Below are 10,307 nucleotides of genomic sequence, written 5' to 3' on the forward strand. Positions count from 1 at the left end.
TGATCGCGCTCGCCAACGATACCTCCGCGGGGCTCGCCGCCTATCTGTTCACCCGCGATCTTTCGCGGACCTGGCGGGTCGGCGAAGCGCTGCAATATGGCATGGTGGGGATCAATACCGGGCTGATCTCGACCGAGGTCGCGCCGTTCGGCGGGGTCAAGCAATCGGGGATCGGCCGCGAGGGATCGGTCTACGGCATCCGCGATTATGTCGACACCAAGACGCTCTGCTTCGAGATCGAGGCGGGGTGAGCTAACCAGCCTGTCATTCACCGTCATGCCGGACTTGATCCGGCATCCAGAGCCGCAGACGACAGCATTCGTGGCTCTGGATGCCGGGTCGAGCCCGGCATGACGATTGAAATGGGTCGCGAAGACTGGATCGCAGAATCAAGCTTAATCAGCGACGTACCGGATCGTTTACCGTGTCGCGCAACCGATCGTTCAGCACCGCTGCCTAGATCGCCCCCAACCCCGGCACTCGCACGGGTGTGAGAGGGCAAATAATAATCGATGGAAGCGGCGACCATCTTCACTGCCGTTTCGCTGATGATGTTCGCCAATGGCCTCGTGCTCGTCCTGGTCTCGCGCGATCTCCCGGTCGAATTGCGCCCGGCGGCGAACTGGTGGCAAATCGGCACGATGCTGATCGCGATCGGCTGCGCGGTCTTCGCCTTCGGCGCGCCCTTGCCGCGGCCGGTGATGCTGTTCGGCGCGAATGCCACGATGGTGCTCGGGCTGACCGCCTATCAGGCCGCGATCCAATCCTTTTGCGGCAAACGCGCGCGTCCGGTGCAGCTGTTGCCCGCCGCGATCGCGATCGCCTGCGGCTTATGGTTCTCGCTGGTGACGCCCGATTTCCGGATGCGCGTGCTGGCGGTCTCGGCGGTGTGGGACTGGCTGATGCTCGCCAGCATCGTCGAGCTGCGCCGCGGATCGCGCGACACCGCATCGGTCAGCAGCAGGCTCCTGATCGGCATTTTCGCGCTGGTGCTGGTCTATACATTGGTCCGGCTGGCCGCCTATCTCAGCATGGGGCTCGGCCCCGATTTCGCGCTCGAAACCGGCTCGGCCTGGCCCAATCTCGTCTCGCCGATCATCATGACCTTGCTGCCGGTCGTCGGCACCACCGCCTTCCTGCTGATGTGCTCGGACCGATTGCGCCGCCAGCTCGAAACGGCCGCCGCGACCGATTATCTCACCGGGCTGCCCAACCGCCGCGCCTTCTCCGAACAGGCCGCGACCTCGTTCGACGCGGCGCGGCGGCGCGCGGACGATCTGGCCGTCGCGGTGTTGGACATCGATCACTTCAAATGGGTCAACGACACCCACGGCCACGATGTCGGCGATCAGGCGCTGGCGCATGTCGCGCATTGCCTGGCCGAGCAGGCGCGCGACACCGGGATGATCGCGCGCACCGGCGGCGAGGAATTCACCGTGCTGCTCGCCGGGCTCGGGCCGGCCGAGGCGATCGCGGCGGTCGAGCGGATGCTCCGCGCGGTCGAGCACGCGCCGTTCGACCACGGCCTCGCGCCGGTGCCGCTGACGCTCTCCGCCGGCATTGCCGCGCGCGCCGGCGACCAGACGTTCGACGAGATGCTGCGCCGCGCCGACAATGCGCTGTATCGCGCGAAGCACGCGGGGCGAAACCGCCTCGCGGTGTCGCCACTGCCCGATCCGGTATCGGCGCCCGTGATCGCGCCGCGCAGGGAGCAGCGGCTGCGGGTCGGCGCGGTCGGTTAGACCGGCTTCTCCCCCTCCCTTGAACAAGGGAGAGGCCGGGGGTGGGTTGGCCTGCGCGGAAGCGGACCGGTGCCCCCATACCCACCCACCCCCCAGCCCCTCCCTTCACGAGGGACGGGAGCAAGGAGGAGGTGGGTCGTTTAGACCAGCCGGCTCTGCCGCACCGCCGCTTCGATGAAGCTGGTGAACAAGGGGTGCGGATCGAACGGCTTGGATTTCAGCTCGGGGTGGAACTGGACCCCGACGAACCACGGATGATCGGGACGCTCGACGATCTCGGGCAGCGTCCCGTCGGGCGACATGCCCGAAAAGACCAGCCCGCCCTTTTCGAGCACGTCGCGATAGGCGGTGTTGACTTCCCAGCGGTGGCGGTGCCGCTCGCTGATCGTCGTATCGCCATAGATGGCCGCGACGCGGCTGTTGCCGCCTAGCGTCGCCTCATAGGCGCCGAGCCGCATCGTCCCGCCGAGATCGCCCGACGCCTCGCGCTTCTCGAGCCCGTCGCGCCCCATCCATTCGGTGATCAGCCCGACGACCGGCTCATCGGTCGGGCCGAATTCGGTCGACGAGGCATTGGCGATCCCACCCAGATCGCGCGCGCCCTCGATGCACGCCATCTGCATCCCGAAGCAGATCCCGAAATAGGGGATCTCGCGCTCGCGGGCGAAGCGCACGCTGGCGATCTTGCCCTCCGCGCCGCGCTCGCCGAACGCGCCGGGGACGAGGATCGCGTGGCACGGCTCGAGATGCGCGGCGATCTCGGCATCGTCGCCCTCGAACAATTCGGCGTCGATCCAGCGGATGTTGACCTTCACCCGATTCGCGATCCCGCCGTGGACCAGCGCCTCGTTGAGCGACTTGTATGCGTCCTGCAGCCCGACATATTTGCCGACCACGCCGACGGTCACCTCACCCTCGGGGTTGGTCAGGCGATCGACGATCTCCGACCAGCGCGAGAGATCGGGCGCCGAGGACGGGACGATGCCAAAGGCGCGCAGCACCTCCGAATCGAGCCCCTCGGCATGATATTGCAGCGGCACCGCATAGATGCTCTTGGCGTCGAGCGCCGGGATCACCGCGCTTTCGGGGACGTTGCAGAACAAGGCGATCTTGGCGCGCTCGCTCGCCGGCAGCGGATGTTCGCAGCGACACACCAGCACGTCGGGCTGGACGCCCAAGGCGGCGAGTTCGCGCACCGAATGCTGGGTCGGCTTGGTCTTCAATTCGCCCGCTGCGGCGATGAACGGGACGAGCGTGACGTGGATCGAGATCGCATTGCCACGCCCGACCTCGTTCTTGAGCTGGCGGATCGCCTCGATGAACGGCAGCGATTCGATGTCGCCCACCGTGCCGCCGATCTCGCACAGCACGAAATCGAGATCGTCGGTCTCGTCCTTGGCGAAGGCCTTGATCGCATCGGTGACGTGCGGGATCACCTGCACCGTCGCGCCGAGATAGTCGCCGCGCCGCTCGCGCTGGATGATCTGCTGATAGATCCGGCCCGAGGTGACATTGTCGCTCTGCCGCGCCGCGACCCCGGTGAACCGCTCATAATGGCCGAGATCGAGGTCGGTTTCCGCCCCGTCGTCGGTCACATAGACTTCGCCGTGCTGATAGGGACTCATCGTCCCCGGATCGACGTTGAGATAGGGATCGAACTTACGGATGCGGACACGATAGCCGCGCGCCTGCAAGAGCGCCGCGAGCGATGCCGCCATGAGACCCTTGCCGAGCGAGGAAACCACGCCGCCGGTGATGAAAATGAACCGCGCCATGGGAGATAACGCCTAGCCTCGAAACAATGAACAGGACAAGCGCCTGCGTGCGCGCAGGCGCGATAAAATCCGGCGAACCGTTAAAAATCAGCGCGCGAGCGGCACGCCGCTATTGTCGGCCGGCGCGGGCTGCCCCTGCGGCTGCGCCGCGGCGGGCGGCGCGCTCGGCGCGGGCGCCTGCTGCTGCACCGGCGCCGAGCGCTGGAGCGAGGTATCGACCGAGGTGGTGCTGCGCGTCGCCGCCAGTACCGCCAGCGCGATCGACATCAGCACGAAGATCGTCGCCAGGATCGCCGTCGTCCGCGTCAGGAAGTCCGCCGCGCCACGCGCGGACATCAGCCCCGCCGGGCTGCCGCTGGACGTCAGCCCGCCCCCCTCCGACCGTTGCATCAGAATCACCGTCACCAGCGCGGCGGCGATGATGGCATGGACGACAAGGAGAAAGGTGAACATCGAGCTTCCAAAATTGCCTGCGTGGGCGGACCGGCGGCACATAGGGAGCAATCGCGATCAGGGCAATGCCGGGATCGCGCAGGTGCCTCCCCCTCGCCCTTTTAGCTCCCCTCCCGGGTGAAGGGAGGGGCTGGGGGTGGGTGGGTGTGAGGCGGGCGATGCGGCGCAACCCACCCCCGACCCTCCCTTGTTCAAGGGAGGGGAGAAGGCAGGCAGGCGCATCCCCGCCCTCGCCCGTCACCGAAATCGTGACACCTCTGAAACCAGCCGCGCCCAGCCGCGTTGAGGCGCTATGAACCTGCCGGTCCCGGCCCCCTAAAGATCGGAATGTCGCTGTGCCGAGTTTTTCACAGCCGGAACTGAGTTCGTGGATGAACACGCTGGTCGGCTATGTGCGGTCCGGCGAGCCCGATCTCACGAACCGCCAAATGGCTCTATTGCTTGTGGTTTATCTGAGCCCAGGCCCGCATACCGTGCGTGGGCTGGCCCGGATCCTCAATGTCTCGAAACCGGTTGTCACGCGCGCCTTGAATAGACTGGGCGCGCTCGGCTATCTGCGCCGCCAGCGTGACGATAGCGACAAGCGCAATATATTTGTCGCGCAGACATCCGAAGGGGCAATTTTTCTTGAGGAGTTCGGCCATCTCATCGGCGACGGGGAACGATCGCCCGTCCGCAACGGCGGCACCGCGGAGCTTCGCACTGACGGGCCGCTCGCGCCCGCTCGATCCGCGCACCAACGCGGTACGTCCGGACATCGCTGATGTCCGGCTGGCCGAATATGTCTTCGCGCCGCATTACGCCGCCGCGGTGGAACGCCGCATAGCCGCGGAGACGGTGCTGCGCGCCGCGCGGCCGGTCGATTCCGAAGCCCTCGCGACGCTCGGCGCGGGCGAGCCGTTCGAATTACTCGACGTGACCGGCGGCGACGCCTGGGGCATCGCCACTGCGCACGGGCTGGTCGGCTATCTCGACGCCGCGCTGCTGGAAAACCCGGCATGAGCAAGAGCGTGTTCATCGACGGCGCGGTCGGCACCACCGGGCTCGAAATCCGCGAGCGGCTCGAAGGGCGCGACGGGCTGTCGCTGATCCTGCTCGACGAGGCGCGCCGCAAGGATCGCGAGGCACGCCGCGAGGCGCTCAACAGCGCCGATTTCGTCATCCTGTGCCTTCCCGACGACGCCGCGCGCGAGGCGGTGGCGCTGATCGACAATCCGCATACCCGCGTGATCGACGCGTCCAGCGCGCATCGCGTCGCCGAGGGCTGGACCTACGGCTTTCCCGAACTCGGCTTCGACGTCGTCAACGCGCGCTTCGTGTCGAATCCCGGCTGCTACCCGACCGGCTTTCTCGCTCTGGTCGCGCCGCTGGTGCGCGCCGGGCTGATCCCGGCGGACTGGCCGCTCACCGTCAACGCCGTCTCGGGCTATTCGGGCGGCGGCAAGGCGTTGATCGAACGGTTCGAGAACGACGAGACGCTGGCGTATCGCGATTACGGCTTCGGCCTCGCGCACAAGCATCTCCCCGAGATGCAGCGCCACGCCGGGCTCGCTTATGCCCCGGTCTTCGCGCCGATGGTGATCCGCGCGCATCGCGGGATGGTGGTCGAGGTGCCGCTGCCGCTCGCCGCCCTGCCGACCCGGCCGGGGCGCGACGCGATCCTCGCCACGCTGACCGCCGCCTTCGCCGGCAGCCCGATCGTCACGGTGCATCAGGGCCAGCCCGACGAACTGCTCGTGCGCGAATCCGCCGCGGGCAACGACCGGCTCGACCTTTACGTCTTCGCCGGCGCGGACGGTGCGCAGGCGCGGCTCGTCGCGACGCTCGACAATCTCGGCAAGGGCGCGTCGGGCGCGGCGGTCCAGAGCCTCAATCTGATGGCCGGGCTCGATCCGCTCGCCGGCCTCAATCTGTAGGGAGATACAATGCAGCGTAACCCCGTCGCCAAGCTGCTGTTGTTCGGCGCGACCGGCGATCTCGCGCAGCGCATGCTGCTGCCCTCGCTCTACAATCTGCATGCCGACGGGCTGCTTGCGCCGGGGCTGACGATCACCGGCTCGGCGCGCTCCGACCTCGACGACGCGGGGTATCGCAAATTCGCCAGGGAAGCACTCGATCATTACCTTCCCGATGATCGCAAGCAGGCCAAGACGATCGCGAGCTTCCTCGATCGGCTGAGCTACCAGCCCGCCGACCTGTCGGACGAAAAGACCTACCAGCCGCTCGCCGACAAGGTGGGCGACGTTTCGGGCGGCCTCGCGATCTTCCTCTCGACCGCGCCGTCGCTGTTCGAGCCGGCGGTGAAGGGGCTCGCCGCGGTCGGGCTGGCCGGCGATACCGTGCGGATCGGGCTGGAAAAGCCGCTCGGCTACGATCTCGCGTCGAGCCGCGAGATCAACGACACGGTGGCGCGGGTCTTCCCCGAGGACCGGATCTTCCGCATCGATCACTATCTCGGCAAGGAGACGGTGCAGAACATCCTCGCGCTGCGCTTCGGCAATTCCTTCTTTGAGCCGGTGTGGAACGCGCGCGGGATCGACAATGTCCAGATCACCGTCGCCGAGACGGTCGGGCTGGAGGATCGCGCGAGCTATTATGACGGCGCCGGCGCGCTGCGCGACATGGTGGCGAATCATATGCTCCAGCTCGTCGCGCTGATCGCGATGGAGCCGCCCGCCCGCTTCGACACCAGTGCGATCCGCGACGAAAAGGCCAAGGTTTTCCGGTCTTTGCGCCAGATGAAGCCCGAGGAAGTGCCGCACAATACGGTAATCGGCCAATATCTCGGCGGCGCGGTGAACGGCGCGATCGTTAAGGGCTATGACGAGGAACTCGGCCGGGATTCGAACACCGAGACGTTCGTCGCGGTCAAGGCGCATGTCGACAATTGGCGCTGGCAGGGCGTGCCCTTCTATCTGCGCACCGGCAAGCGCATGACCGCGCGCCGCTCAGAAATCGCGATCCAGTTCAAGCCGGTGCCGCATTCGATGTTCGCCGGGCGCGGCGGGCTGCTCCAGCCCAACATGCTGATCATCCGCCTCCAGCCGGAGGAATATATCCAGCTGCTGGTGATGGCGAAGGAGCCGGGGCTCGATCGCGACGGCATCCGGCTGCGCGAAGTGCCGCTCAACCTCAGCCTCGATGCCGAATTCGCCGGCACGCGGCGGCGGATCGCTTACGAACGGCTGCTGCTCGATCTGATCGAGGGCGACCAGACATTGTTCGTCCGCCGCGACGAGGTGGAGGCGCAATGGACGTGGATCGACGCGATCCGCGCCGGCTGGACCGCCAACGACATGAAGCCGAAGCATTATCCGGCCGGCACCTGGGGGCCTTCCGCCGCGATCGCGCTGACGGAGCGCGACGGGGTGACCTGGCAGGACGATTGATCGACCGCCTGCACTCCCACCGTCACCCCGGCCTTGTGCCGGGGTCCACCGGGAGGCAAAGGCTGGACAAGAGGTTCTTGCCGTGAGGCTGGAGGCACAGTGGACCCCGGCACAAGCCTGTCCTCAGCGCCTGCCTTGCAGGCAGTCGAAGGGGCCGGGGTGACGAGAGTTCCAATCTCGGCTCCCGCCATTGCGGACGCACGATAAGGATTTGAAATGAGCGACGAAATCGAATGGTGGGAATATGACGACGCGGCCGAGATGGCGGACGCGGTCGCCGGCGATATCGGTTTCATCATCGAAAGCGCGATCGACGCGCGCGGCGCGGCGGTGATCGCGCTCGCCGGGGGCAAGACCCCGGTGCCGGTCTACGAAAAGCTCGCCGCGACCAAGCTCGACTGGAAGCGCGTGACGATCATCCCGACCGACGAGCGGATCGTCCCGCTGGGCGACGCGCTGTCGAACGTGACGATGATCGGCAAGACCTTCCTTCCCAAGGGCGCGCGGGTGATCCCGATCGTCCCCAAGGCGACTGACGATTACAAGGCCGCGGGCCGCTCGGCCGATGCGCTGATGCAGGATCTGCACTGGCCGCTCGATCTGTGCCTGCTCGGAGTGGGCGGCGACGGGCATACCGCGTCGATCTTCCCCGGCCCCGATTATGACGAGGCGTTGAACGGCCCGCGCGAGCGGCGCGCGCTGGGGGTGATGCCCGATCCGCTGCCGCCCGAGGCGCCGGTGGCACGCGTCACCTTGTCGCGTGAAGGCATCGTCACCGCGCGCGCGCTGATGATCGCGGTGACCGGCGCGGCGAAGAAGAAGGTGATCGAACAGGCGATCGCCAAGGGCGCCGGCTCGCCCTGGCCGATCGGCCGCGTGCTCGCCGACGCCGAACTGCCGGTGGATATCCACTGGGCGCCGTGAGACTCCCGCACCGCCGCCCTCCCCGTCATTCCCGCGAAGGCGGGAATCCATTAACGCAGGTTCAGGATGGAGCCGGAACATCAGCGTGAATAGATTCCCGCCTTCGCGGGAATGACGGACAAGGAAGAGTTCACCCCGCTCGGGGCAAAACGGAAACGCAAGCATGAACCCCGTCGTCGCCGCCGTCACCGATCGCATCATCGAGCGCAGCCGTGAGAGCCGCGCGCGTTATCTGTCGCTGCTCGATCGTGCGCGCGACGGGTGGATCGGCCGTCCGTCGCTGGGCTGCGCCAACCTCGCCCACGCTTATGCCGGGACGCCCGAGGATCGCGCGGCGATGAAGGCCGATGCGGGGATGAACATCGGCATCGTCACTGCGTACAACGACATGCTCTCCGCGCATGCGGTCTATTATCGCTATCCCGAGTTGATCAAGCTGTGGGCGCGCGAGGCGGGCGCGACCGCGCAGGTCGCCGGCGGGGTGCCGGCGATGTGCGACGGCGTGACGCAGGGCTATGCCGGGATGGAATTGTCGCTGTTCAGCCGCGACACGATCGCGCTGGCGACCGCGGTCGCGCTGAGCCACGGCACCTTCGAGGGCGCGCTGCTGCTCGGCATCTGCGACAAGATCGTCCCTGGCCTGTTGATGGGCGCGCTGCGTTTCGGGCATTTGCCGATGCTGCTCGTCCCCGGCGGCCCGATGCCCTCGGGGCTGCCCAACAAGGCCAAGGCCGCGGTGCGTGAACGTTTCGCCACCGGCGAGGCGACCCGCGAGGAGTTGCTCGACAGCGAGATCGCCGCCTATCACGGCCACGGCACCTGCACCTTCTACGGCACCGCCAACACCAACCAGATGATGATGGAGGTAATGGGGCTGCACATCCCCGGCGCCGCCTTCGTCAACCCCGGCACCAAATTGCGGCAGGAACTGACCCGCGCCGCGGTCCACCGTGTCGCCGGGCTCGGCTGGCGCGGGGAGGATTACCGCCCGATCGGCCAGTGCGTCGACGAGCGTGCGATCGTCAATGCCGCGGTCGGATTGCTCGCCACCGGCGGGTCGACCAACCATCTGCTCCACGTCCCGGCGATCGCGCGCGCGGCAGGGATCGTGATCGACTGGGAGGATTTCGACCGGCTTTCGGGGGCGGTGCCGCTGATCGCACGCGTCTATCCCAATGGCGCGGCGGACGTGAACGCGTTCGAGGAAGCCGGCGGGATGCCGTTCGTGATCCGCGAGCTGATCGCGGGCGGCTATCTTCACGGCGATATCCTTACCGCGGGCGCGGAGACGCTGACGGGATTGAAGCCGGCGCTCGAGAACGATGCTTTGACCTGGCGTGATCCGGGCGCCAGCGGGGACGAGGCGATCCTCCGCCCCGTCTCCGCCGCCTTCTCGCCCGACGGCGGGATGCGCATCCTTACCGGCAATATCGGCCGCGCGTGCATCAAGGTCTCGGCGGTCGAGCCGGATCGCTGGATCGTCGAGGCGCCCGCGCGGGTGTTCAACGACCAGTCCGAGGTGCTCGACGCGTTCAAGCGGGGCGAGCTGGAGCGCGATGTCGTGGTGGTGGTGCGCTATCAGGGGCCGCGCGCCAACGGCATGCCCGAGCTTCATAAGCTCACCCCGCCGCTCGGCGTGCTGCAGAATCGCGGTTTCCGCGTCGCCCTCGTCACCGATGGCCGCATGTCGGGGGCGAGCGGCAAGGTGCCGTGCGCGATCCACGTCTCGCCCGAGGCGCTGGGCGGCGGCGCGATCGGGCTGATCCGCGACGGCGATATCGTGCGGCTCGACGCAGTGGCAGGGACGCTCGAGGCCCTGGTCGACGGTGCCGAGTGGCTGGCGCGGACCCCCGCCCCTGCCCCGGCCGCGGCGGACGGGTTCGGGCGCGAATTGTTCGGGCTGTTCCGCGGGGCGGCGGACGAAGCCGAAAAGGGCGCCAGCGCGATTCTCGCCAGCGCCGGACTGTAATCGGGGGAAGCGGGATGGAAGTTGTCGCGGTCGATATCGGCGGGACGCACGCCCG

9 protein-coding genes and 2 pseudogenes (1 of these 11 only partly in view) are annotated in these 10,307 nt (G+C 67.4%); 9 read left to right on the top strand and 2 right to left on the bottom strand.

What is annotated here, in order from left to right; genetic code table 11:
* Both BGN95_RS17570 and BGN95_RS17575 read left to right on the top strand, forming a co-directional pair.
* A partial coding sequence (locus BGN95_RS17570) for an aldehyde dehydrogenase family protein (RefSeq protein ID WP_286773495.1) occupies positions 1–251 on the top strand: 251 nt, incomplete at its 5' end.
* 261 nt (positions 252–512) lie between these two features.
* Complete coding sequence (locus tag BGN95_RS17575; protein WP_286773496.1) at positions 513–1,742, top strand: GGDEF domain-containing protein; 1,230 nt, start codon at positions 513–515, stop codon at positions 1,740–1,742.
* Between the two features lie 140 nt (positions 1,743–1,882).
* Here BGN95_RS17575 and pyrG read toward each other — a convergent pair whose 3' ends face one another.
* Together pyrG and secG are read right to left on the bottom strand one after the other, a co-directional pair.
* Positions 1,883–3,517: a CTP synthase gene (gene pyrG / locus BGN95_RS17580; RefSeq protein ID WP_179511963.1), complete on the bottom strand. Its 1,635-nt coding sequence runs from the start codon at positions 3,515–3,517 to the stop codon at positions 1,883–1,885.
* Between the two features lie 87 nt (positions 3,518–3,604).
* Complete coding sequence (gene secG / locus BGN95_RS17585) at positions 3,605–3,970, bottom strand: preprotein translocase subunit SecG (RefSeq protein ID WP_179511964.1); 366 nt, start codon at positions 3,968–3,970, stop codon at positions 3,605–3,607.
* Positions 3,971–4,341: 371 nt separating this feature from the next.
* Here secG and BGN95_RS17590 point away from each other — a divergent pair.
* From BGN95_RS17590 to BGN95_RS17620, 7 genes and pseudogenes are all read left to right on the top strand, one after another.
* Positions 4,342–4,638 (top strand): annotated as a pseudogene (locus BGN95_RS17590) (MarR family transcriptional regulator); the annotation flags it as partial.
* 142 nt (positions 4,639–4,780) lie between these two features.
* Positions 4,781–4,972 carry an SH3 domain-containing protein gene (locus tag BGN95_RS17595; protein ID WP_265268956.1) on the top strand — a complete coding sequence of 64 codons (192 nt, stop codon included), beginning with the start codon at positions 4,781–4,783 and terminating at the stop codon, positions 4,970–4,972.
* Positions 4,969–5,886: an N-acetyl-gamma-glutamyl-phosphate reductase gene (gene argC, locus BGN95_RS17600; RefSeq protein ID WP_179511966.1), complete on the top strand. Its 918-nt coding sequence runs from the start codon at positions 4,969–4,971 to the stop codon at positions 5,884–5,886. Before BGN95_RS17595 ends, argC begins: the two co-directional genes overlap by 4 nt.
* 9 nt (positions 5,887–5,895) lie before the next feature.
* Entirely contained in the window at positions 5,896–7,359 is a 1,464-nt protein-coding gene (gene zwf / locus BGN95_RS17605; protein ID WP_179511967.1) for a glucose-6-phosphate dehydrogenase, read from the top strand.
* Positions 7,360–7,575: 216 nt separating this feature from the next.
* The gene (gene pgl / locus BGN95_RS17610; protein WP_265312272.1) at positions 7,576–8,283 is read left to right on the top strand and encodes a 6-phosphogluconolactonase; all 708 of its coding nucleotides are present in this window, start codon (positions 7,576–7,578) and stop codon (positions 8,281–8,283) included.
* A 163-nt stretch (positions 8,284–8,446) separates the two neighbouring features.
* The gene (gene edd, locus BGN95_RS17615; protein ID WP_265268953.1) at positions 8,447–10,252 is read left to right on the top strand and encodes a phosphogluconate dehydratase; all 1,806 of its coding nucleotides are present in this window, start codon (positions 8,447–8,449) and stop codon (positions 10,250–10,252) included.
* 14 nt (positions 10,253–10,266) lie between these two features.
* Positions 10,267–10,307 (top strand): annotated as a pseudogene (locus BGN95_RS17620) (glucokinase); it runs 876 nt beyond the window's last position.

The organism is Sphingomonas sp. 66-10 (assembly GCF_001897045.1).
Taxonomy (GTDB): Bacteria; Pseudomonadota; Alphaproteobacteria; order Sphingomonadales; family Sphingomonadaceae; genus Sphingomonas; species Sphingomonas lycopersici.

Coding starts and splice junctions, on each gene's coding strand:
- BGN95_RS17575 (WP_286773496.1), top strand. CDS start 513: ATGGAAGCGGCGACCATCTTCACTGCCGTTTCGCTGATGATGTTCGCC.
- pyrG (WP_179511963.1), bottom strand. CDS start 3,517: ATGGCGCGGTTCATTTTCATCACCGGCGGCGTGGTTTCCTCGCTCGGC.
- secG (WP_179511964.1), bottom strand. CDS start 3,970: ATGTTCACCTTTCTCCTTGTCGTCCATGCCATCATCGCCGCCGCGCTG.
- argC (WP_179511966.1), top strand. CDS start 4,969: ATGAGCAAGAGCGTGTTCATCGACGGCGCGGTCGGCACCACCGGGCTC.
- zwf (WP_179511967.1), top strand. CDS start 5,896: ATGCAGCGTAACCCCGTCGCCAAGCTGCTGTTGTTCGGCGCGACCGGC.
- pgl (WP_265312272.1), top strand. CDS start 7,576: ATGAGCGACGAAATCGAATGGTGGGAATATGACGACGCGGCCGAGATG.
- edd (WP_265268953.1), top strand. CDS start 8,447: ATGAACCCCGTCGTCGCCGCCGTCACCGATCGCATCATCGAGCGCAGC.